Annotated in this window: 19 protein-coding genes and 1 tRNA gene; 5 read left to right on the top strand and 15 right to left on the bottom strand. The window is 45.7% G+C overall.

The window, feature by feature from the left end:
- The first annotated feature begins 126 nt into the window (after positions 1–126).
- Positions 127–198 (top strand) — tRNA-Arg (locus HMPREF9441_RS03605).
- Positions 199–204: 6 nt separating this feature from the next.
- On the opposite strand, the gene HMPREF9441_RS03600 is transcribed toward HMPREF9441_RS03605, so the two are convergent.
- From HMPREF9441_RS03600 to HMPREF9441_RS03585, 4 genes are all read right to left on the bottom strand, one after another.
- Positions 205–1,713 (bottom strand): MGH1-like glycoside hydrolase domain-containing protein, encoded by a 1,509-nt coding sequence (locus HMPREF9441_RS03600; protein ID WP_008618133.1) that lies wholly within the window; start codon positions 1,711–1,713, stop codon positions 205–207.
- 177 nt (positions 1,714–1,890) lie between these two features.
- Complete coding sequence (gene secDF, locus HMPREF9441_RS03595) at positions 1,891–4,938, bottom strand: protein translocase subunit SecDF (RefSeq protein WP_008618132.1); 3,048 nt, start codon at positions 4,936–4,938, stop codon at positions 1,891–1,893.
- A gap of 109 nt (positions 4,939–5,047) precedes the next feature.
- The gene (locus HMPREF9441_RS03590; RefSeq protein WP_008618131.1) at positions 5,048–6,136 is read right to left on the bottom strand and encodes an endonuclease/exonuclease/phosphatase family protein; all 1,089 of its coding nucleotides are present in this window, start codon (positions 6,134–6,136) and stop codon (positions 5,048–5,050) included.
- Between the two features lie 2 nt (positions 6,137–6,138).
- Complete coding sequence (locus tag HMPREF9441_RS03585) at positions 6,139–7,059, bottom strand: rhomboid family intramembrane serine protease (protein ID WP_008618130.1); 921 nt, start codon at positions 7,057–7,059, stop codon at positions 6,139–6,141.
- A gap of 207 nt (positions 7,060–7,266) precedes the next feature.
- Here HMPREF9441_RS03585 and HMPREF9441_RS03580 point away from each other — a divergent pair, with 207 nt between their 5' ends.
- The 4 genes from HMPREF9441_RS03580 (at position 7,267) to HMPREF9441_RS03565 (ending at position 11,979) form a co-directional block, all read left to right on the top strand.
- On the top strand, positions 7,267–7,539 hold the full coding sequence (locus tag HMPREF9441_RS03580) for an HU family DNA-binding protein (protein WP_021979413.1): 273 nt from the start codon (positions 7,267–7,269) through the stop codon (positions 7,537–7,539).
- A gap of 102 nt (positions 7,540–7,641) precedes the next feature.
- Positions 7,642–9,441, top strand: a complete 1,800-nt coding sequence (argS, locus tag HMPREF9441_RS03575) for an arginine--tRNA ligase (RefSeq protein ID WP_008618128.1) — start codon at positions 7,642–7,644, stop codon at positions 9,439–9,441.
- A gap of 16 nt (positions 9,442–9,457) precedes the next feature.
- Positions 9,458–10,126, top strand: coding sequence for a ribonuclease H1 domain-containing protein (locus HMPREF9441_RS03570; RefSeq protein ID WP_008618126.1), 669 nt, complete (start codon positions 9,458–9,460; stop codon positions 10,124–10,126).
- A gap of 35 nt (positions 10,127–10,161) precedes the next feature.
- The gene (locus HMPREF9441_RS03565) at positions 10,162–11,979 is read left to right on the top strand and encodes an LTA synthase family protein (RefSeq protein ID WP_008618118.1); all 1,818 of its coding nucleotides are present in this window, start codon (positions 10,162–10,164) and stop codon (positions 11,977–11,979) included.
- A gap of 29 nt (positions 11,980–12,008) precedes the next feature.
- On the opposite strand, the gene HMPREF9441_RS03560 is transcribed toward HMPREF9441_RS03565, so the two are convergent.
- From HMPREF9441_RS03560 to HMPREF9441_RS03505, 11 genes are all read right to left on the bottom strand, one after another.
- Positions 12,009–13,025, bottom strand: coding sequence for an inorganic phosphate transporter (locus HMPREF9441_RS03560; protein ID WP_008618117.1), 1,017 nt, complete (start codon positions 13,023–13,025; stop codon positions 12,009–12,011).
- 16 nt (positions 13,026–13,041) lie between these two features.
- Positions 13,042–13,689 (bottom strand): DUF47 domain-containing protein, encoded by a 648-nt coding sequence (locus HMPREF9441_RS03555; RefSeq protein ID WP_008618116.1) that lies wholly within the window; start codon positions 13,687–13,689, stop codon positions 13,042–13,044.
- A gap of 19 nt (positions 13,690–13,708) precedes the next feature.
- Positions 13,709–14,350, bottom strand: coding sequence for a DedA family protein (locus HMPREF9441_RS03550; protein ID WP_008618115.1), 642 nt, complete (start codon positions 14,348–14,350; stop codon positions 13,709–13,711).
- A 93-nt stretch (positions 14,351–14,443) separates the two neighbouring features.
- Positions 14,444–14,848: a hypothetical protein gene (locus tag HMPREF9441_RS03545; protein ID WP_244949596.1), complete on the bottom strand. Its 405-nt coding sequence runs from the start codon at positions 14,846–14,848 to the stop codon at positions 14,444–14,446.
- A 135-nt stretch (positions 14,849–14,983) separates the two neighbouring features.
- Entirely contained in the window at positions 14,984–16,087 is a 1,104-nt protein-coding gene (locus HMPREF9441_RS03540) for a glycosyltransferase family 2 protein (RefSeq protein ID WP_008618113.1), read from the bottom strand.
- A gap of 12 nt (positions 16,088–16,099) precedes the next feature.
- Positions 16,100–17,143 carry a glycosyltransferase family 2 protein gene (locus HMPREF9441_RS03535; protein ID WP_008618112.1) on the bottom strand — a complete coding sequence of 348 codons (1,044 nt, stop codon included), beginning with the start codon at positions 17,141–17,143 and terminating at the stop codon, positions 16,100–16,102.
- 75 nt (positions 17,144–17,218) lie between these two features.
- Positions 17,219–19,054 carry an ABC transporter ATP-binding protein gene (locus HMPREF9441_RS03530; RefSeq protein ID WP_008618111.1) on the bottom strand — a complete coding sequence of 612 codons (1,836 nt, stop codon included), beginning with the start codon at positions 19,052–19,054 and terminating at the stop codon, positions 17,219–17,221.
- A 749-nt stretch (positions 19,055–19,803) separates the two neighbouring features.
- On the bottom strand, positions 19,804–20,772 hold the full coding sequence (locus tag HMPREF9441_RS03520; RefSeq protein WP_008618109.1) for a glycosyltransferase family 8 protein: 969 nt from the start codon (positions 20,770–20,772) through the stop codon (positions 19,804–19,806).
- A 31-nt stretch (positions 20,773–20,803) separates the two neighbouring features.
- A complete protein-coding gene (locus HMPREF9441_RS03515) occupies positions 20,804–21,880 on the bottom strand; it encodes a glycosyltransferase family 2 protein (RefSeq protein ID WP_008618107.1) in 1,077 nt (358 codons plus the stop codon).
- Between the two features lie 24 nt (positions 21,881–21,904).
- The gene (locus HMPREF9441_RS03510; RefSeq protein ID WP_008618106.1) at positions 21,905–23,818 is read right to left on the bottom strand and encodes a glycosyltransferase; all 1,914 of its coding nucleotides are present in this window, start codon (positions 23,816–23,818) and stop codon (positions 21,905–21,907) included.
- Positions 23,819–23,826: 8 nt separating this feature from the next.
- Positions 23,827–24,741, bottom strand: coding sequence for a glycosyltransferase family 2 protein (locus HMPREF9441_RS03505; protein ID WP_407946599.1), 915 nt, complete (start codon positions 24,739–24,741; stop codon positions 23,827–23,829).
- Positions 24,742–24,743 lie beyond the last annotated feature (2 nt).

The raw sequence follows: 24,743 nt of genomic DNA, 5'->3' as shown, positions 1-24,743 counted from the left end.
AAGCACAGGAAAATGCATAAATATGCAAAGAGAGAAAGGCCGAACCTTTCCCTCTACCTTATGAAAGTTTTGTCCCAAGTATTCGACTTTTTAAGCAGAAACTGTTAACTTTGCAAAACAGAAAGCGCCCCTGTAGTTCAATGGATAGAACTACGGTTTCCTAAACCGCCAATCCGGGTTCGATTCCCGGCGGGGGTACACGGTCTATTTCAAGGTAAAAGCTTGTGTTCCGGCTTTCACTTTGTATTTCTTCCCATTCACTTTCAATACATATTCCTTATCAGACACCACGCGTACGGTATCCCCGTCCGCCACGATGTCAGTATGCACATCGCCGAACCTCAAATTCCGGATACCTTGCTCGCCCCAACCTGTCTTACGCCATTCCACGAGCCGAGCCGTGGCATCTATATTATAAAACCCCAACACGTTCTCAATAAACAAAGAAATAGGCCCCAAGGCAGACCATCCGCAAAAGTCTTGAGCCACCAACGTCAAATTCTCATCGTCCACCCGCTGTCCGGGACGAGCTGCCGACGGAGAATAACATTCCCAAATGGAGTGGGGCTCGAAAGTCTTATAGGTTTCGGACATTTGCGCCAACAAACGGCACGCATTCTCATGTGCCACATCATGATAACCGTAAGTCTCAAGTGCCTTGGTTGACATGTAAGCCAAAGGCAGCCATACACCGCCCCTCCAATAATCTCCTACCGTCCCATTGTAGTCTGCGTCACTCCGCGACACGGACGGCCAAGGGTATTGACCACCGAACTCATCCTCGTCCTGTGCATACTCCACCAAACGCACCGCCTGTTTCCGCCCTGGAACTTCTGCCAACATAGCCCAATACACAGCCGGTGTCCGCACTTTCACAAAGTCGCCCGTGGCCTCCTCTATGTCATAATAAAAACCATCCTCCGCATCCCAATAATACTTATTGAGCAAGTCCTTCTTCACTGCATACTCCCCGGCAAACTCCTTGGCCGTAGACGAGTCGTCCAAGACCTCGGCAATCCTTTCGATATAAAGTGCAGCCAAAGCCTGTTGGGCCAAGGCATCCATCCACAGCATATCCCCGTTGCATCCCCGGCCACGCGGAGTATTGTCCATACCGCTCTGCACGTCGCCCCACAAATACCCTTTCTCCCTCCGTTCCAACATGACCGGCATCTTGGAAAAACGGCTACCGCCCCTCTTCAGTTTCTCAAACCAATAAAAATGGCGTTGTAGGTAACGATTGTCCTCTAATACATATTCCAAACGCCTTTTGTCGCCTGTCATCTTATAGTACTCATACTCCACCCACGCGAAAAAAGGAGGGTTGTCCGGATGCCAAATCTTTAAAGAGACCGGCTCTCCATCCAATATCGTCTTATAGAAGTTATCCAAGCTCTGTATGCCAGGGAATAGCGAAGGCGCATAGCGACAAAAAAGCACCATGAACTCGGTATCCCAAATCCAAATCGTGTCATCCCACAGGTTCTCATCCATATAGGGCGACTGGGGAATCCCGTCCTGATGTTTCACCCGCCCCCAAGCCAAATCCCAAGCTGCCCAATATAAATCCACCAAACCCGGTTCGGGGGAATAAACCGGTTGGGGCAACAAAGACTTGTCCAACCCGCTTCCGGTTTCAGGCTTGGCCTGCACACCCACTGCCATAGCAGACAAAAGGATACCGGAAAACAAAACACTCTTTAATCCCATCATATCACATCTTTTATTTTGAAGGCAAAGAAACCGCCCTTCCGGAACATTACCAAAAAGCTTTGCACCAAAAACAGACGGATATACTCCAGTATCATATACTGAAGACTGTCCGGGCACAAAACAATACAGGGCAAGCCTAAGCCTGCCCTGCATCCAAATAACTTATAAACGAAATCTTTATTTCATTTCCGAATCGTTCTCCTTGATGCGTTGCCCCATAGTCAGGAAAGCTACCGGAGCCGCCATGAAGATGGAAGAACAGGTTCCGATTACCACACCGAGAATCATGGCAAAAGCAAAACTGCGGATACTTTCTCCACCCAAGAAGAAGATACACAACAATACGACCAACGTGGTCAACGAAGTATTGATGGTACGCGTCAATGTCGTATTCAAAGAATCATTGAACAAACGCTGACGGTCGCGGTTCGGATACAGATGGAGGAACTCGCGGATACGGTCGAATACTACCACCTTATCATTAATAGAATAACCGATAGCCGTCAAAATCGCACCGATAAAGGTTTGGTCGATTTCCAAAGAGAATGGCACCCATCCCCAACAAATCGAATACGCTCCGATAATCAACAAGGTATCTACCGTCAAGGCCACAACAGCACCGACCGAGAAAGCCACATTGCGGAAACGCAACAATATGTAAAGGAAGATAGCTATCAAGGCCAATACCACAGAAACAATAGCCCCATAGGTTATGTCTTCTGCCACAGAAGGACCTACCTTTTCCGAACTGATAATAGAACCTCCGGCACGCTCGTCACGGTTGATGAAAGTTTGCAAATCCAAATCCGATGACAACAAACCGCCGCCTTTGAGCGTTTCGAACAGCGTTGCTTCTATCTCGGAATCCACCTCCGTACCTTCTTCGTCAATCCGATAGTTTGTGGATATACGTACCGTCTGATGGTCTGTACCCAAGGCTATAACCTGGATATTGGCATCCCCGAACTTGTTTTGCAATAAGGTGCGGACAGTTTCCGGCTCCACCTGCTTTTCGAACACAACTACGAAGTTACGTCCACCGGTGAAATCAATACCTTTGCTCAAACCGCGTACAAACAAAGATGCGATACCTACCACCAACAAGACCCCGAATATCGTGAAGGATTTCTTATAAGAGCTCATGAACTTGTAATGTGTATCATGCAAGAACTTACGTGAAAGAGACGTCGTAAACGTCAAGTTCATCCATTTCTCCTTATTCAGGAAGTGCTCGTACACGATACGGGTCAGATATACAGCCGTAAAGAAGGATACCAAAATACCGATAATCAACGTCGTGGCAAATCCACGGATAGGACCTGTTCCGAAATTATACAGGATGATACCCGTAATGATAGAAGTCAAGTTGGAGTCGAAGATGGCCGAGAATGCATTGGAATAACCGTCCGAGAGAGCCGCACGCACAGTCTTACCCGCACGCAACTCTTCTTTGGTACGTTCATATATCAACACGTTCGCATCTACCGCCATACCCAAAGAAAGCACCATACCGGCAATACCGGACATGGTCAATGCAGCCTGGAATGAAGTCAAAACCCCCAACGTAAAGAAGAAGTTCAATATCAAAGCGCCGTTGGCTACCATACCGGGGATAAGACCATACATGCCACACATATAGATCATCAACAGGATGAAAGCTATCACAAATGAAGTAATACCTTGGTTGATGGACTCTTGTCCCAACGTAGGACCTACAAACTGTTCGGAAACGATATGTGCAGGAGCCGGCATCTTACCCGTGTTCAGCACGTTGGCAAGGTCACGCGTATCTTCGAGCGTGAAATGTCCCGTAATAGAGGAAACACCACCGGTAATCTCATTCTGCACCGTAGGAGCACTATATACATATCCGTCGAGCACAATGGCGATGGCGCGCTTCACATTTTTCTTGGTCAAAGCTGCCCAACGACGGGCACCATCGGAATTCATCGTCATGCTTACGCACGGACGGCCGTTCTGTTCGTAATCATCCTTGGCTTCTGTCACGACATCACCTTCCAAAGGCGCACGACCATTGCGTTCCGTAATCTTAATCGCATATAACTCGAAAATGTCTCCCATATTACCGCTACCTACAGGCTTCACTCCCCAATAAAGCTTCAGGTCACTGGGCAAGACTTCTTTTGCCACGGCAGAAGTGATATAGCGATTGACGGTAGCCGTATCACGCCAACTGGCATAACCCACTACACATCCCATAGGGCCTTGAGCAAATTGCAGCACAGAAGCCAAAGGATGGTTCTTCATAGCCTGTTCGTCCACAGCAGCCCCAGCCTTCTCTGCCGGAGTTCCGCTATTTCCCTTCAGAGCCGCAGCCAAATCCTTCACAGGAGCTTTCTTCGTAGAATCCGTAGCGTCCACTTTTTCAGCCGGTGTCAATTCAGCCATTGCCGTAGTGTCTGCCTTAGCCGTATCGTTTTCTGCAATCGCAGCATGCTCTGCCGCCAAACGTGTATCCAATGTAGCCAGGAATGGGATAATCTCTTCCGTATTATAGGTTTCCCAAAACTCCAGATTTGCACTACCTTGCAACAATTTACGCACACGTTCCGGTTCTTTCACACCCGGCATCTCCACCATAATACGCCCCATCTGTCCTTCCAATGTCTGGATATTGGGCTGTACCACACCGAAACGGTCGATACGTGTACGGAGCACATTATAAGAATTGTCGATGGCAGACTGCACTTCGGCACGCAACACTTTCTCTACTTCAGAGTCGGAACTCTTGGTCGTTACTTTACCTTTCAACTGCTGCGTAGCAAACAATTCCGCCAAATTTCCATCCGGCGCCAATGCTTTGTACTCTTTCACAAATAAGGTAATAAAATCACTCTGGCTATTCTTAGCCCCTTCCGCAGCCTTCGCTACCGCCTTGTTGAATGCCGGGTCTTCTTTATGGTCGGCCAAAGCCTTTACCACTTCAGGAACAGACACCTCCAGAATGACATTCATACCACCTTTCAGGTCCAAACCCAGACTAATCTCCATTTCGCGACAGTCCTTCAGCGAATAAGCGCCCAACCACACCGGATTGTTCATCACGGAATCCAGATAGTGTGCGCCGGCTTCCTCTCCTTGCGTTTTCGTAATCTCATCCACCTTATTCATTTGATAAGTAGTTACAAATGAAAAAGATAAATAGAACACGCACACAAGGGTCAACAGTAAAGCGAAAACTTTAACAAATCCTTTGTTTTGCATTTTAATTTATTATTATGATGTTATTATTTAATAGCTAATCAGACTACAAAGGCGCAAATATAACGTTTTTTTCACATTAACGCCGCAAGTTAACAGATTTATTTATGCCCTAATCCTCTTTTTTGTGTTTTTTCAAGTAAGTAATCATCGGATAATGGTCAGACCACGGAGCTGTCTTGTCCACATGCGTCTCGTATGTCTGCCAATAGTCGGAAACGAAGATATGATCGATGCGAAAATAGAATCCTTTCTGATTATAAGACAAGCCCAGTCCGTTACCCGATTGACGGAATGCACTTTTCAACCGGGAAGACAGGCGATGGCAAGAATAGGATATGGGAGAGTCATTCAAATCACCGCAAACAATCACAGCCCTTCTCCCTGATTTTTCGACATAGTTCAAAACCGAATCAACCTGCGGTCCGCGCAAACGACTCGCCCCGGCCATCTTCCGAACCAGTTCTCTGGAATTACTTTCCGCATGCCCATTCTCCGGATCTTTAATGATTTCCTTATATTTCATCTTATCCTCTGGTGTCAGCTTATAAGACTCCAAATGGTTGTTCACCAACAATACAGTATCCTGACCGTATAGTAATTCTACGGCAAGACTGCCATTGGTCGTACTTTCATAGGCTATCCGATGTACGGACAATATAGGCAAACGACTATAGACGAATTGAGGCTCAGCCTTTCCATCATGCAGACGACGAATATGATAACCTGCCTTTGCCATGATGCTATCCACATACTCAGATTTAAGATTCTTAGGTGCAACTCCTTCCTGAAGACAGATAATGTCGGCCTCAGAAGCCGCAAGATAATCCAAGATCGGGTACCGTCCTTCTGCATTCTTCTCTCCCCGGGCAAGGAACTCTGTATTATAAGTAAGCAATTTAAGCGCGTCTTCCGGGTGCTTCTCAGGCCAGTTCACCGGACAATAGTCATATATATAGGAAACAGACAGCAACATTCCGACAAAAGGCAACCAAACGTAACGAATGGAAAAAACCAGCCAAAAAAAGATAAAAGCTATATTAAGCAACAATAGCAGCGGAAATCCCAACCCGAATAAAGCCACATGAGAATGAATCGCCGGATTCAATCCGGAACTCAGTCCGCAGGCCCACAACATGAAAGCCGCCATTATGTTTGCACCGATTGACAACTGTATCAATATACGTTTCAATGTATTCATCTTCAACGCTGACTGGCATCAAACAACTTACGTTTTTCTTCCTCTGTCAAACTTGTGTATCCGGATTTACGTACCTTCTCTAAAATATGGTCTATCTCTTCTGCCTCTGCCTTTTTACGGGCGTTATACTCATAATCATCCTTTCGCTCCCCCATAGAGACATTCATTTTAGGCTTCCGATAAGAAGAAAACCGGTCTCGTCCTCCGGCAAACCATTTCTTCAAGCGTTCTGCAGCGGATGTCCGATTGCCATAATATCCTCCACCGCTGTTTCTCCTCCAATACAAGATGAGCAACAAACCGAATATCATTCCTCCGAGATGGGCGAAATGAGCGACTCCGTCACCGGAGTTCCCCAAAGCGGAAAGCAACTCTATGACGGCATAACCTATCACAAAAAACTTGGCTTTAATAGGTACGGGAAGCGGAAAAATAAACAGGCGTTCATTAGGAAACGACATGCCGAAAGCCAACAAAATTCCATAGACTGCACCAGAGGCTCCGATAGTGGTCCAACGATTCAAATAGTCGCCCATGGAAATCACGGTATAGCCGATATTAACCGTATCATACGCTCCCAAGCCTTGCCACAGATACTGTATATATTGCACTCCTTCCTGAACCAAACCGGCACCCAAGCCGCACACGACATAATAAAGCAGGAAGCGACGACCGCCCCAATAAGACTCCATCACCCGACCGAACATCCACACGGCGAACATATTAAAAAGGATATGCGTGACGCCACCATGCATGAACATATACGTAAAGAACTGGTAGAAGTTGAAATCGGGAGCTAAAAAGAAGTGTAGTCCCAGCAAATTATCCAAATCCACACCATAGCGCACTGCTACCAATTTAGCCAAGAAGAACAAAAGATTGATTATAATCAGATTCTTCGTTACGGGAGGCATATTCATCATATTCACACTCTATTTTCATTATTCATTGAGACCGCAAAAATACTAATTTTATTCCATTTCATTTTAAATAATCCCTTCAAGCTTGTGCTTTTTCATAAAAAGAAATATTTTTTCAATGAAAAAGTTTGTTTTAACGGCTAATTTACATACATTTGCATGATAGGATACAAAATAAGCGAATTATTATCTACTAAATTATTTCATCAAATGAACAAAACAGAACTTATCAACGCCATTGCAGAGAACGCAGGCTTGAACAAGGCAGATGCCAAGAAAGCTTTAGACGCAACAATCAGTGCTATCTCTGAAGCATTAAAGAAGGGTGACAAAATCGCACTTGTAGGTTTCGGAACATTCTCCGTGAATGAAAGACCGGCCCGCACGGGTATTAACCCCAGAACGAAAGAGCAAATCACCATTGCAGCCAAGAAAATAGCTAAATTCAAAGCTGGTGCGGAATTAGCTGACGCACTCCAGTAATCAGAATAAATCTATTATGCGGAAAAAAGGGAGAAGCAAACTTTTGCTTCTCCCTTTTATTATGTATCTTTGCAGCCTGAATGATAAGGTAAAAACAAGGTTATGGAGATAGAAAATAAAATCGTATCAGCCGTAGTTCTCGGCATCAAAACTTTATACGGACAGGACATAGCTCCCGAAACGGTGCAACTCCAAAAGACAAAAAAAGAATTTGCAGGGCATCTGACATTAGTCGTTTTCCCTTTTTTAAAAATATCTCGTAAGAAACCGGAAGACACAGCCCAGGAGCTTGGCCATTTCTTGAAAACGGAAATCCCTTCCGTCGTAGCCGATTTCAATGCCGTCAAAGGCTTTCTGAACCTTGTAATCGCTCCGGCCAGTTGGATCGGTCTGCTCACCGATATCCATCAAGATGCACAGTTCGGCCTGACCGAAGCGACCGACCATTCGCCGTTAGTCATGATAGAATACTCTTCCCCCAACACCAACAAGCCTTTGCATTTAGGACATGTCCGCAACAATCTGTTAGGATGCGCCTTGGCCAACATCATGGCAGCCAATGGCAATCGCGTGGTGAAGACCAATATCGTGAACGACCGCGGCATACATATCTGCAAAAGCATGTTGGCGTGGTTGAAATACGGGAACGGTGCCACTCCGGAAAGTACCGGCATCAAAGGCGACCACCTCATCGGAGACTACTATGTGGCTTTTGACAAACACTATAAAGAACAAATCAAGGAGCTTATGGAAGAGGGTATGAGCGAGGAGGAAGCCAAAAATGAAGCCCCGCTCATCAAGGAAGCCCGCGAAATGTTGGTAAAATGGGAAAACAATGATCCGGAAGTCCGTGCCCTTTGGCGTAAAATGAATGAATGGGTCTATGCCGGTTTCGATGTCACCTATAAAGCCCTTGGCGTAAGTTTCGACAAGATATATTATGAATCGGAGACTTACCTCGAAGGTAAAGAGAAAGTTTTGGAAGGGCTTGACAAAGGACTGTTTTTCCGCAAAGAAGACGGTTCCGTATGGGCCGACCTGACTCCGGAAGGATTGGACGAGAAGCTTCTGCTCCGTTCCGACGGAACATCCGTCTACATGACACAAGATATCGGTACAGCCAAACTGCGATTCCGCGACTATCCCATAGACAAAATGATTTACGTGGTAGGTAACGAACAAAACTACCACTTCCAAGTGCTTTCCATCCTGTTGGACAAACTCGGTTTCGAGTGGGGCAAAGACCTTGTACATTTCTCATACGGCATGGTGGAATTACCTAACGGTAAGATGAAAAGCCGCGAAGGTACGGTCGTGGATGCCGACGACCTGGTGGCAGAGATGATAGGCAGCGCACGCAAGATGTCGGAAGACAAAATCAACAAGCTTACGGATTTGAGCGAGGACGAAGCCAATGAGATTGCACGGATTGTCGGTTTGGGAGCCTTGAAATACTTTATATTAAAGGTGGACGCACGAAAGAACATGTTGTTCAATCCGGCTGAAAGCATCGATTTCAACGGAAATACCGGACCGTTCATCCAATATACGTACGCACGTATCCGTTCCATCCTGCGCAAAGCCTCCGAAGCGGGCATCTCCATCCCCGAAACGCTGTCAGCCCAAACGGATTTGAGCGAGAAAGAAATCAGCTTGATTCAAATGCTGGCCGACTTCCCGAACGTAGTAAAACAAGCAGGTTCCGACTATAATCCAAGCTGCATTGCCAACTATTGCTACGACTTGGTGAAAGAATACAACCAATTCTATCACGATTTCAGCATCTTGCATGAAGAGAACGAAAACAAGAAAACGTTCCGTCTGGTACTGTCTGCCGAAATCAGCAAAATCATACGTACGGGCATGGGCTTGTTGGGCATAGAAGTGCCTGAACGCATGTAAAAAAACTCCTCTTGCGATGGGGAAAAAGAAATTCTATGTAGTTTGGCATGGAGTCAGTCCGGGCATTTACACATCCTGGACTGACTGCAAACTGCAAATCAATGGCTTCGAAGGGGCCATTTATAAATCTTTCGACACCCAAGAGGAAGCCGAAAGAGCTTACAACACCTCTCCTTATCTTTATATCCAGAAAAAAAAGACTACCGCTCCGGCAGTTTCCGGAAACACACCGACAGACGTGCCGTCTTATCGGCACGACACCGTGTTACCCCTTCCGCCCGAAGTCCCGGCCGAAGCTTTGGCAGTCGACGCGGCATGCAGTGGTAACCCGGGTCCGATGGAATACCGAGGCGTTTATCTCCGTACGGGCGAAACCGTCTTCCATTTCGGACCGGTGTATGGCACCAATAATATCGGTGAATTTCTGGCCATTGTACATGCCTTGGCTCTGATGGAACAGAAAAATATCCGGATGCCGGTTTTCTCAGACAGCCGAAACGCCATCGGTTGGGTCAAGCAAAAGCGTTGCAAGACCAAGTTGGAACGCAGCCCCCGTACAGAAGCTCTCTATCAAATGATAGAACGGGCTGAAACCTGGCTCAAGACCCACAAAACAGACATCCCCATCCTGAAATGGGAGACGGAACGATGGGGTGAAGTCCCGGCCGATTTCGGCAGAAAATAATCATCTCTACTTGTGTATCCTAAAAAAGAAAAACGATGAAACAACGTATATCTTACCTTATTAATTTGTTTTTAGCCTTCCTGCTGTTCTTTGTGTTGCAGAAAATCGTATTCGTCTATTTGAACGAGCCCTTGCCGGCAGGCGATCTGTTCCAGGTCATCGTCCACGGGTTGGGGTTGGATGCTTCTACAACGGGATACTTGCTCATCTTTCCATTCCTCATCGTATGGCTCAGCATTTGGATGCGTCGCATGAAGACCAAAGCCGTATTACGCCCTTATTTCATCCTTATTGCCATTCTGCTCTCGCTGATTTGTGTGGCAGACACATCACTCTACACATTCTGGAAATTCAAGCTCGACGCCACAATCTTCAATTACATGGATGCTCCCAAACAGGCTATGGCCAGTGTCTCCACCGGCTATGTCGTCATGCGCCTGTTTTGGATTACGGTCTTCTCCGTTCTCTTGTCATGGACTTGCATCCGCCTTACGCCCAAATCATTCCCAGTTTTGCCCATAAACCTGAAAATGCTGCTTCACAATTTCACATACGTACTATTAGGCGGCCTTATCTTTTTGGCCATACGGGGAGGGGTAGGACGTTCTACCATGAATATCGGCAACGCTTATTTCAGTGAAAACACCTACATGAACCATGCCGCCGTAAACCCGGCTTTCAGCCTGATGTACTCTTGGAATAAATCCGAAAACTTCGCCGAGAAATACAATTACTTAGACGAACATAAACGGGCCGCCTGCTATGCACCGCTTTATCCGGCCTCGACAGAAGACTGTACCCGGCAATTGCTACGCGCCACACGTCCCAATATACTCATCATCATCCTTGAAGGATTCGGAGGAGAATATATAGAAGAACTGGGCGGAGCTAAAAACGTGTCACCGAATATAAGCCGACTCATTCGCGAAGGCATCTTTTTCGACAACGTATATGCCAACAGTTTCCGCACCGACCGCGGACTGGTCAGCACGTTAAGCGGGCATATCAGTTACCCCACCACCTCCATTATGAAACTCCCGGCCAAGTCACGCCTTTTGCCCGGTATAGCCCGTACGTTGCAACAAGCAGGATACCAGACGGACTTCCTCTACGGCGGCGACATTAACTTTACCAACATGAGAAGTTATTTCACAACTACGGGCTACCAACATCTGACCAGTGACACGGACTTCAGCCTACAGGAGCGCACTTCAAGTTCCTGGGGCGCGCACGACGAATACACATTCGACCGGCTGTATGAAATGCTCGAATCCCGACCGGCCGACCGACTGTGGCATACCGGATTCCTGACTCTCAGCAGCCACGAACCGTTCGAAGTCCCCTACAACCGGTTAAAAGACAAACGGCAAAACTCTTTTGCCTATACCGATCATTGCTTGGGTGAATTTATCGACCGTCTGAAACAACTTCCGGTGTGGAACAACCTGCTGGTCATCTGCCTGCCCGACCACGGCAGCTCACCCACTTTCAATGTCACGTCGCCCACCTTCTACCACATTCCCATGCTATGGTTAGGCGGAGCCATAAAAGCACCGGCCGTCATCCATACCTTAATGAACCAAAGCGACATGCCCGCCACATTGCTCGGACAACTTGGTTTGCCACATCAAGACTTCAAATACAGCCGCAATATCTTTTCGACATCCTACACCTATCCCTTCGCTTACTCCACGTTCAGCGACGGATTCATGTTCAAGGACAGTACCGGTGTGACCATTTTTGACAATGCAGCCCGAAAACCGGTCTACAACGAACCTGCTCCCGATGGTGCACGTGAAGAAAAAGGTATGGCTATCCTGCAAACCTCATACGACCAATTGGGGGAAAACTGACACGTTTCCCCCAATTGGCAATCCCGCATTTACAGCCATAAAGTCACGCTCCAATAGACAGCAGCAGCCAACAAAGCACTCACGGGAATCGTCAACACCCAAGCTGTCATCAAACTCCTTGTCACGCCCCACCGCACAGCAGAAAGCCTCTTAGTGGCTCCAACGCCGATGATGGCTCCCGTTATCGTATGAGTCGTACTTACCGGAATTTTCAGGTATTCCGTCAGATAAAGCGTAAAAGCACCGGCTGTTTCCGCAATAACCCCTTCAAAAGGTGTCACCTTGGTGATACGCGTTCCCATAGTCCGCACGATTTTCCATCCCCCAGACATAGTACCCAACGAGATGGCCGTGAAACAAGAAAAAGCTACCCAGTCGGGCAAATCTTCTATACTGCGTATTCCCATTCCCAACCCTTCGGAATGACCGGCAATCATGGCTGCCGCAATAATACCCATCACCTTTTGGGAATCGTTCAACCCATGTCCGATGCTGAACAAGGCCGAAGACACGAGTTGCAACTTCTTAAACCACACCTCGGCCGTATGTGGATGCGCTTTCCGGCATGCGTGCAATACGAGAATCGTGAATCCCAATGCCACTATCATACCAATCAAAGGAGCCAGAAAAATAAAAGCCGCAATCTTCAATATGATATCCAACTGTATAGAGCCGAAACCGCTGGCCATGATAGCCGCACCGGCAAAACCACCAATCAACGTATGGGAAGAGGAAGAAGGAATACCTTTCCACCATGTAAACAAATTCCATATAATAGCGGCAATCACACCAGACAGGATAATCGGCAAAGTGATATATTCCTCCATGACCGTCTTCGATACGGTATTGGCTATCCCGAAACCACCGATAACATACTTGGCAATGAAGAAAGCCACAAAATTGAAAGCGGCAGCCCACAACACAGCTTGAAAAGGAGTCAACACCTTAGTAGACACAATGGTAGCAATCGAATTGGCTGCATCATGAAACCCATTGATATAGTCGAACAAGAGAGACAGTACAATGATAATCAATAATAACTCCATGGTTCTTGCCTTTCATTTATACATACTTCACGATCAGATTCTTCAGAATCTTTCCCACATGCTCGGCCGCATCGGTTGTCCGCTCCAGTTCCTGCATGATTTCTTTGATCTTTATCAACTCTATGCTGTCCTTCTCTTCTTCAAAAAGCCTTCGGATAAAAAACTCATAGACATCGTCTGCCTGATTCTCCAAATCATGAAGTTCGACACAAAGCCCCCGCAAACGAGCCGGATTCTTCCGGAACACATTCAATTCTTCCACCGCCTTGCAAATACAAGCTGCCTCTTGCTGTATGAAATGACATAATTCTCTTGCACTATCGCCCAAAACACGGGGATTATAAATATTGATACGCTTGGCACAACTGTTCACGCAGTCTATCACATCATCTATGCCAGAGGCCAGGGCATTGATGTCCTCGCGGTCAAGAGGAGTAATGAACGTCGTTTCCAGTTCGTCAAGCACCTGATGGGTCACCATATCCCCCTTACGTTCGACTTCTTTCACCCGTCTGTAATAAGTCTCCCGTTCTTCCGGTTTGCCCTGTTCCACACTCTCCGTCAGCACATCGGCTGCCTCAGACAGAATATCAGCAAGCTGTTTCAGCAAACAGAAAAAATTAGGTTGCTTCGGTACGAAGCTGTTAAAAAAGGAATTTTTCATAAAATCAAGTGTTTAAATTCTATTTCGTCTTCTTCATTTTCTCTCGCAATACCTCCACTACGGCCGGCAAAATCGAAATTACAATAATAGCCACAATGAGAATTTTCAGATTGCCTTGTACGAAAGGCAAGTCTCCGAAAAAGTAACCCGCATAGCAAAACGATGCCACCCAAAGCCCTCCTCCGACGACATTATACATCATGAAATAGTAATAATGCATACGCCCCATTCCGGCCACAAAAGGAGCAAACGTACGGACAATAGGAACGAAACGGGCTATGATGATTGTTTTCCCTCCGTATTTTTTATAAAATTCATGAGTCTTGTCCAAATAACTTTGCTTGAATATTCTGGAATCCGGATTATGAAACAGTCGTTTTCCCAAAAAGCGCCCTATCATATAATTGCAGGAATCTCCTAAGACCGCAGCTACAAACAATATCAGGAACAATAAATTGACATCGAGCGGAACGGAGGGAACAGCGGCAATGGCGCCCCCCACAAAAAGCAAGGAATCGCCCGGCAAAAAGGGCGTGACCACCAGTCCCGTCTCACAAAAAATAACAGCAAACAATATGGCATAAGTCCACGTATGATACTGCTGCACCATCTCCACCATATAATGGTCGATGTGCAGGATAAAATCTATTATAAAATCCATTACTTTATATCCTTATTACTAATAAAATGAAAACCAGCAGCCGAAAAGCTACCATAAAAAAAGACTTTCTCTGCAATCTCTTACAGGAAAGTCTTAAATAAGGATACGCCTTAACGTATATACAAAATATAATTTGGCATTGCCGGAAAACGATGTATCCGGGAGTTTCTCTCCTCTCTCCGGCAGCCACAAGGCTGCAACCTGCCACACACCATTTTTCCATCCGGCAAAAGCTGTATGTCCTTTGAAAGAACGCGTAGCCTGAATCGAGTGCCCGGTTGGACACGAAAGAAGTGCATAACCGATATCACCCCATCCAAATCCTGCACGTATCTCCTTATCCTGTCCGCAGTATTTCGTATCTGTCTCTCCACCGTCTCCCGCCTCCATTATGGTAGTAGAAGGCATGCAAGCCATATCTCCCTCCGCTGTGGAAAAAGAAAAGTCCCACAGAAAGAGACACAAAGCAAATACCAAATAGGATAAACATTTTGCCATAACCGCTGCAAAGATAGGGATTATTTTTTCATCCGGCAAACGATATGAAGAAAAGGCACACTCAAAATCCGCAGACTGAAAAATCATTCTTCTGCCCCCCGACGATACTTCCTTTTCATGCCAAGAACTTTCGAATCAAACCTTCCGAAACCGATTCACCAAAGAACGGATTGCAAAATAAACATCCAACAGACCAAACAAACGATAGGTAATCAATATGGCCTGAAACTTCTTACTGAATGAAGAGTACTTGACCCGAAGCAGTTCCCTTCCATACAAAGAAGACAAGGCTTTAGCCAACAATCGCCCCCTCACCCTATGCCTTCTGACGATATATTCTTTCTTAATACAAGAAATGAAACGCAAAATAGGACTCGCAATACGGTCGTTGTAAAAGACCGAACGGTCCACATTTCCTTTCACCTCTACATACAAATGGTACAGTTCATCGTCACTCCCTTGCCTTAAAATCCGTTCCAACGGATAATGCTCAATAAAATCAAAGATAAATGCAGGACGCCAACAATGGAATTTATGAGCCAACCGCTCCAACCTGTCATCGACAAGCGCATAAATCTTCCTAATTTCGTCCGGCAAAAGCGCATATTTCTCCTGAATCATCTTTCCGGGAGGATCCATATAAAGATACAAGCACGAAGGCACCAACTTGATGCTGTTGCACTGTAGAATATAATCCAAATTGAACAACAAGTCCTCATACACGACCAAATCGGTACGGAACATAATGCGGTGCTCCCTTAGAATCGAGGTTTTGTAGAATTTTCCCCAAACATACCCATTCCATAAATGCCGAGCGATGAAATCACCCATTGTATCGTCCTTAAAATCCCCCTCGAAATTATAATATATCTCCCCCTTCGGAAGAGTCTTGTATCCTCCTATCACCAAATCGTAACCGAGCCCCTCTTTCAAGACGTCGAAAAAGCCCTCGTCCACGGAGTCGTCCGCGTCGACAAAAGCAGTCCACTCTCCGCACGCCACTTCAAGTCCCAAATTACGTGCTGTACTCACTCCACCATTTTCTTTATGCCACACCCGGACACGGGCATCCTTTGCGGCATAAGTGTCGCAAATTTCCCTGCAACTATCCGGGCTGCCGTCATCTATGAGCAACAACTCAAAATCACGGTTTGTCTGCTTCAAGATACTATCCACACAGTTTCTCAAAGTATCCTCGGCCTTATATACAGGAACAATTACAGATATTAATGGCGCCATTGATACTAATAGTTATTTTACACTGACAAAAGAATGAAATCTAAGTGCATAATCCAACACCACAGCCTTTTCTGTAACCCACCATAACTTTAAATACCATTTTTTAAATAATTTATGGCGTACACGATAGGTTTTTATATGTTTTATCAGCTTCTCGAACTCCGAGTAATCCGAAGAAGAGATTCTCGACTGCATTTTCAGACTGAGGAGGCAGAAATTTACGGCTCCATCAACAAAATAAGCCTGATTCTTTCTCACATGCTTCCCCACGTTTTCCTCGTCCATCTTTTCAAACATAGCCTCTACCATGTGAACGATCTGCATCAGATTCTTTTTCTGGCTCTCCGTATCTACCGACTGCCCCTCCCTTCCCATACGGTAATGGTAAAGATACAAGTCATACACAATAAAGTCTTTCACACGGGAATAGGGCAGAAAACAATACAACGTATCCGTATAATTTATCCCTTCCAGCAAACGGAAATTCATTTCTTTAAGAAGGGATGTCTTATAAGCCATGCCATTCATGCCAAATTCAGCCTCATAGGCATGCGTACGGATATAAAATTCATCCGTCCGATAGACATGATCCTTAAACACGGAGCAGAAAGAATGCTTGATCTCATCCACCTTCTTGTCTTTGTCAAAGATCTCATCCACCCTTAACGTTATCACCAAATCGGTATCACAAGTCTCCAACTTCTGCAAAAACTCCACTAACGCCGAAGTATCGAACCAATCGTCAGCATCCAATATTTTGAAATACTTTCCGGTTGCAATTCCTAATCCGGCATTCACACAAGAGCCATAATGTCCGTTGGCCTTGTCTATGACTTTAATCAAATCAGGCCGTTTCTGTTCATATCGACGAATAATGTCCAAAGACCCGTCCGTGCTGCCGTCATTCACCACTATGACTTCAAGTCTATCACTGACAAGCTCATCGGTCACAGAATCCAGACAGACAGGCAGATATTTTTCCATATTATAGGTTGGTATTACTATGGAAAGTATTTTCCCGCTCCCAGCCTCTTGAACCACCTTATCATTCACCATCTTTTTCACAATAAATTAAAATACAACCTCTTTTTATCCCGACAGCCGCCGCTCTCACGAGTTGAGCCGGATGTGTCAGAGACTTTGCATATCGTTTAGTTTCTTGTAATAGCCGTTCAAGGCTATGAGTTCTTCATGCGTCCCGCGCTCTACAATCTCTCCTTCGTAAAGCACACATATTTCATCCGCATTCTTAATCGTACTAAGCCGGTGCGCAATCGCAATGGTCGTACGCGATTTCATCAAGCGTTCCAACGCCTCTTGTACCAACCGCTCCGACTCCGTATCCAATGCGGAAGTCGCCTCATCCAGTATCAATATCGGCGGATTCTTCAGGATGGCACGGGCTATGCTGACACGCTGCCGCTGCCCGCCCGACAAACGGCCTCCACGGTCGCCGATCATCGTATCATACCCTTTCTCGGATTCCATGATGAAATCGTGCGCGTTGGCTATTTTGGCAGCCTCGATAACCTGCTCCATCGTCGCATTCTCCACGCCGAACGTAATATTATTATAGAACGTATCGTTGAACAGAATGGCTTCTTGGTTCACATTACCGATCAGAGAACGCAAAGCCGGAATAGATACATCCTTCACGTTCTTCCCGTCTATAAGCAAGGCTCCTTCACCCACATCATGATAACGAGGCACTAAATCAACTAAAGTAGACTTTCCGGAACCGGACTGTCCCACCAAGGCCACCGTCTTTCCTTTCTGCACCTTCAGGTTTACATGCTTCAAGACCTGCCGGCCTTCAATATAACTAAAGGAAACGTCACGGAACTCCAGCTCATGCTCAAAGTCTGTCAAAGGCAAGGGCCTTTCCGGCTCCTTGATATGGTTCTCCGCCTTCAAGATCATATCAATACGCTCCATGCTGGCCAAACCCAAAGGAATATTATAAAAAGCCTTGGAGAATTCTTTCAGAGGATTGATGATGCTGTAAAGAATCACCAGATAGAAAATAAACATAGCGGCATCTATCGGGGAATACTGATTCAAAATCAATGCGCCGCCAAACCATAATACGATCACAATCACGCAAGTACCCAAAAACTCGCTCATCGGATGAGCAGAACTCTGACGGATAACCATCGCATTCATGGCATCCCGGAATCCATTGTTGATTTTAGCAAACCGTTCCGACATCTTACGCTCTGCAATGAAGGCCTTGATAATCCGAAGGCCCCCCAAGGTTTCATCCAACTGAGACATGATGTCTCCCCATTGTCCCTGAGCCACCACCGACTGACTTTTCAATTTACGGCTTACCGATCCCATAACCCAACCGGCCAAAGGAAGAATGACAAGCACGAACAATGTCAGTTGCCAACTTACGGTAAACAGCGTAATAAAACAAACGACCAAAGCTATCGGGTTGCGAATCAACATATCAAGCGAACTCGTCAGCGAATTCTCCACCACAGACACATCCGCACTCATTCTGGCGATGATATCCCCCTTGCGTTCCTCCGAGAAAAAGCTCAACGGTAACCTCAACACCTTATTATACACTTCAATACGGATATCACGTACAATTCCTGTACGAAGAGGCACCATCACAGCCGCGGAAGCAAAATACCCGGTAGTTTTCAGTAATGTCATCACAATCAGAATAAGCCCCATGAATATCAACGTAACGAAAGCCCCATTCTGTTCAATAATATAATTAATGAAATAATACCCGTTATTGATTAAGACATCCTTATTCAGATGATGGATATCCATCGGCATATATTCATACTTTGTCGTATCGATCTTAAACAAGATATTCAAAATCGGCACCAAGGCTGCAAACGAAAAAACGTTAAGCCATTGCGATAAAAAATTCAATATGACAGCCCAAGTCAGATATTTACGATAAGGTTTCATATACCGCTTGAGCAAGGAGAAAAATTCTTTAATCATATATATTTCAAATGAATGGATTGGTGCAAAGGTAGGCATTTCTCTCCAAGTGACCAACCACGACGTTATTTTTTATCATATTTTACTCACATTCATCCGGTCTGCATGGCCTATGCGCCACCACCGCCCCACAGCCGGACAACCTAATCCGTGCATCAAGTTTGCAAAATGTCAAAATGACAATCTCACTATCATGAGAATCGCTCATTTCCGTCCGTCGGTCGCCCTGACGGCAAATAACGCAGTCTCACGCGTCCGGCTTTTGACTTTTTGATGCCTTTCGGAAGGAAAACACCGCTTTGCGACATTGCCTCCAACCATTTGCCCGCACGCCTCCCGACTACGTGTCAGAAAATATGCAGCATAAGGTTACATCGTGCTTCCCGTTTTTGGAGCACTACAGCCTGTCAACCAGCATAAAAATCAGCTCCAGACCGTACGTGAACTCCCGTTTTACGCCCGAACATTTCACCATCAACAGACGTCTTCGCCCCGATATGAGGAGAAAAAAAGTGTTTTCTGCGCCAAGTGATTTTTTTCTTTCATGAGATTAATCTTCTGTTATGCCCTTTCTTGCATGAAAAAATATAAAGAAAGATTAAAATATGTCATTACAAGGGGCTCAAAAACATACAGATCACATCTTTTCATTCCGGCCTTGCTACTTTTCTTTGTCATTTTGCTACATTTCGGAATCTTATAAGTATTATCCGGAGCTTTAGAACTTACATTTCGCGCAATAAATACCATCACCTCATCGAGCAGAACCAATACACGACAAAAGCTATTGTTTCGATGACAAAAACAGCCAAAAGGCGGTTGAATCTCCGGATATATTTATGTGAGGTCTTGGAACTTCCTCCGTACAAAGGTGTACATTCTTCCCTCACTTTCTTATAACAGGCTACCGTCCATTTCGTCTTAGCCAAACACTCCAAATAATATGCCGTGAAAGGATGATTGCAATCCTTTTTCCACGGTTTGCCCCCACCTGCAAAATGCACCACAACCGGATGCTCTTTCCATCGCTCCACTTCCTTGAATTTAGAGGCGTGCAACCTGATCCATTGATAATCTCGCGTATACCACAAATCTTGAAAATTATATCCGTATGGGAGGTATTTCACCGTTCCGTGCAGCACCACGTTCAAAGCATCCTGATCCGGAAAAAGGCACTTCTCCGGATGTTCCCGGATGAACTCCACCAACCGACATGCCACATTATGCTTCCGCCAATAGTCCATATTGACCAACAGTACCCCCGAGTTAAAATAAGGCGCACCATACACTCCAATCCTGTTTTGCAAAGTAATGTCATCAGCCTCCTGATCCTCCACCACCGCGCACGCATAGCCTTCAATGTCCGTCCTCCAAAGTTCCTGCAACGAATCGTTTACCAGAATATCGCAATCCATATAAAGCATCTTCTCCTCGTCCGGAAACAAATCCGGCAAAAGGAAACGGTAGTATATGGACTCTCTGAACCTATCGCTCACTTTCAGGCCTTGCAGAATCTCCGGATGAATAGTCTTGACCGTCAGACGTCCGCCATACCTGGCGGCAATCTGTTCCAAACCCTCTACATCTACTTGCGGCAACGATTTCGTTATCACGTAAATATGACAAGGCTGCTCACGGTGGTGCTCAAAAATCGAAACCACACAAGGACCACAGGCCATCATATAATAAGTATCCGTACACAAAGCTATCTTTATCATTCCACTATCTTTTTTGCTTTTATCTATTCCTTCATAATCCTTTCTGAAATACCTCCATCGTCTGCAATGAATACTTGTGGCACACTTTCTCCATCTTACGTTTCCGAAACGTAGCTACAAACTTTCGGTTCAATTCCAAATACCTCCACAAACGTTTATAAACACAACGCCTTGCAATCAAATCCTTACCCCCCAGCTCCATATCTGAGACATAGTCGAATTCATGCAAACACTCCAGCACCCCCCGACAAGCTTCCGAAACGTCGGCTGTTTGCCCCAACAGCCCAAACTCCCGCAAAAGCTTCAGCCCTTTCCGGATATAATAGAGGGCTATTCCGGTTTCCAATCTTTCCGTTCCCCTGATAGCCTTGTCTTTTAATATTTCCAGCTTATATCGGGCAAAAGCTTTATAAGGCGTATAATCGGTATGCATGAGCGACCCGTCGCGTTGGTAGTAATAATAAAGTGGGACACAACACAAAGCCACACTCTCCGCTTCCGGAATGTATTTGTATAACACGAAGGCGTCCTCGAACGGAAAAGTCTCCATCCTATGCCTTACGACGATTTCACGCCTACACAACTTGTTCCACAGTCCTTCATCCATTTGATCATAACTCTTCATCTTACGCATGGCCTCACAAGGCGATAGGCACACAATTTTATCGTCATAAGCCCATGGCGTAGTCAAACGCTGGTGCGCCTCATCATAAAAGTAATGCTGGCAACACGCTACATCCGCCCCCGTCTTTATTATGAGTCCATAAAGCAGTGCTACAAAATCCACATCTACATAATCGTCTGCATCTACGAAACCGACGAATTCACCGGAGGACTTTTCTATAGCCGCCTGCCGCGCATCGCCAGCTCCAGAGTTCCGGGGCATACTGAAAACCTTAAAACGCATGTCTGACGCAGCCATCTTACTGGCTATATCCAGACTCCCGTCTGTGGAACAGTCATCCATAATTATAACCTCTATGTTCCGATAAGTCTGCCTTTCCAATGAACGCAAACAACGCTCCAAATAGGGGGCTACGTTGTACATGGGTACAACCAATGTCACCAACGGCCCTTCCGTGACCGCAAACGAAGGTGTATTTTCCATCCTGATTCCAATAACAATAAATGATTATTTCTTTTTAAACTTCGCGAAAAATAAGGTGGCACCCTTATATAAATCAAAATGATGCAAGCAAAGGAAGCGGCGAAAAGCCAAATAAGGAGACTTCGTCAACAACGGAACGCCGCTTACATTCTTTCTCAAATACTCCATCAAAACCTTTCGCTTCTTGTCGCTCCCGTCTTCGCTTAAAGAACGATCCAGAATGCGTAAATACATGTTGGCCAGAAAGCGGTCGGAATCCTTCCAAAGCCCTAAAGCCTTGGCACGGCTGTGTTTGACATCCAACGCATATAAATAATCATCCCATTGGTTTTGTCGGAAAGCTTTGGTGACAATACTTTTGTGGCGCTCTACATAATGATAGGTTATATCTCCGGCCACATAAACCGTCTTCGCACGTCCGAACACCTCAGGCAACGTCAAAATATCCTCAAACGTCCTGCCCACAGGAAACGAAACTCCGTCGAAAAGCTTCCTCTTATAAAGTTTGTTCCATAAATAATTCTTGATGAGCCGGTCTTGGAATAAAAGTTCCAAAGCCTCCCGCGTACCCCAACATTCATTCTTTCCCACAGCACACTTCTGAATATTTCCACTCTGTAAATGCAAATAATAGCCGCACTGCACAATATCCGCCCCTGAAACAACATAAGCATCGTACAAAAGCGCATACATATCCTGCTCTATCCAATCGTCCGGATCCACAAAACCCAAGAGTTCTCCCGTTGCCACAGATAGACCCAGATTACGCGCCCCGGCAACTCCCTGATTGACAGGATGACGAATCAGCTTGAAACGCGAATCCCCTCCTATTGCAGCTTTACACATGTCATAAGAACCGTCCGTAGAAGCATCGTCCACGAGAATAACTTCTATGTGGCCGTATGTCTGTCCTTGCAAAGAACGGATACATTTCTCTACATATCGTTCCACATTGTAAACCGGTACGACAATACTGATTAACGGAGCGGACCGAGTCTCACTTGTTTTTTCGCCCGAACTACAGTAACGTATATCTATATATTTCTCGCTTTTTATCCCCAAGGTATAAGGCAGGAAGTGGACAAAACGATGCAAACGCACCGCCCACCCGTCATTTTTCTTCTCCACACCGGGAAGCAGGCTCTCGTATTCGAAATACAACTGTCGCAAAGGATGCATGCAGTGGTATTGCCAAGGCTTGCGCCCGGAATAATGCAAAATGGCCGGACGGGTAATCGTTTCGACATAGGGAGGAACCCAACTGGCCGGCTTACCCTTTGGCCTACGGTAGGCGCCCTCTTGGACATTCCATTTCATATCCAACAGCCTTTTACGTTCGTGAAGCAAACTGTTCAGCAAGTCTTGGTCATTATAGACAATCCTGTCCGAATACATGCGATAATGTTCCGCACACAGACGTTCCACCTCATGTGCTCTCCAATACTCCAGATTCAGCAACAAGACCCCTCCGTTGAAATAGTTATAAGACGGTGCATAATGCAAACGACGACAATGCACCGGATTGACGGTAAAGCTATCCGGAACTCCGGCCAAAGCAACTCCCGTAAGGTCTGTCTCCCATAAACCATACAATGAAGATAAAACCAACACATCACAATCCAAATACAAGACCTTGGACACGGACATCGGCAATATGGAAGATAACAGACAACGGAAAAACACGACTTTCGACAAGCGCTGCTTCTCCCATGTCACTTCATAAGCCTTCATCTTTTCTTCCGCCACTTCATAAAAGAACACTTTCGCACCATAAGAGTCGCACAACGCAGAGAAAAAAGCCACATCCTCTTGATGTAGATTCAATCCTATGACATGAAATACTATTTCATACGGGACATTGTTCCGTAAAACCGATACCATCGTTACCGCACAAGGACGAACGAACCGGTTGTCTATGGTAAATGCTATATGCATCATATTAAAAATCAGTTTATCGAATTGAAAACATCACGAATCGTCTCGTCCGCATAAATATATCCACATTTGCACAATTCCTCAAAATGCGGCTTCCCTATCACCCGGTCGTACTCTTCTTCCAGCAAACCTTCTTTATAAAGTCGGTAAAAATACCTCCAATGACGACCGCCATGTCTGCCCTTATGTTCTTTCAATTGTACACCGCCATTCACCATTTTATCCATAAACTGACGACGGCCGCGCACATTATAATGATAAACACGAATCGCCGAGGACTTTGCATATTGAGGCAACATCCTCACCTTATGGTTTCCCATGGATATTTGCAGGTAACCGTCAGTCCGGTGAATTACCTTACGGTTCTGGCGTTCGAACAAGGAATACAACGACAAATCATACGCTTCCAGATCGGTTACAGGCCGCACGGCCTTAGACCATTGCCAAAAAGGTTTGTCTTCTTCGGGATACATGCTTCTCACCTCGCAAGTCAGCACATTGGCACGAGACTTGCTTAACTCTTTTTTCAACGACCCGGAGGGAGCATACCAGAATTCATCCGCGTCTGCATTAATCACCCAATCCGCCCCGAAAGACGTCTTGGCCCTCCATATCATCCGGTCTACCCACTCTTTTTGTTCATAGCCCGTAGCAGTTTCCCTTATCACGTCCACCACCCATCCTTTCCGACGATACTTTTCGATAATTCCGTAGGTTCCGTCTGCCGAATTGTTATCTGTTACAATAAAAGCATCCACTCCCATAGCCTTATGGAACAACAGATTCTTTTCCAATAACTCTTCTTCATTTTTCACCAAAAGCGTCATTATCAACCGGGGAGTGGGAAGTCTCCGGAATGTCCTCGGCAAATCCCGTACGGCACAGACTATTTTATGAAAAATATATCGGTTCACTTTACTCGTCATTT

The organism is Paraprevotella clara YIT 11840 (genome assembly GCF_000233955.1).
Classification (GTDB): Bacteria; Bacteroidota; Bacteroidia; order Bacteroidales; family Bacteroidaceae; genus Paraprevotella; species Paraprevotella clara.
The sequence above is the reverse complement of the archived record's forward strand: the minus strand, read 5'-3'. Positions and strand labels throughout refer to the sequence as shown.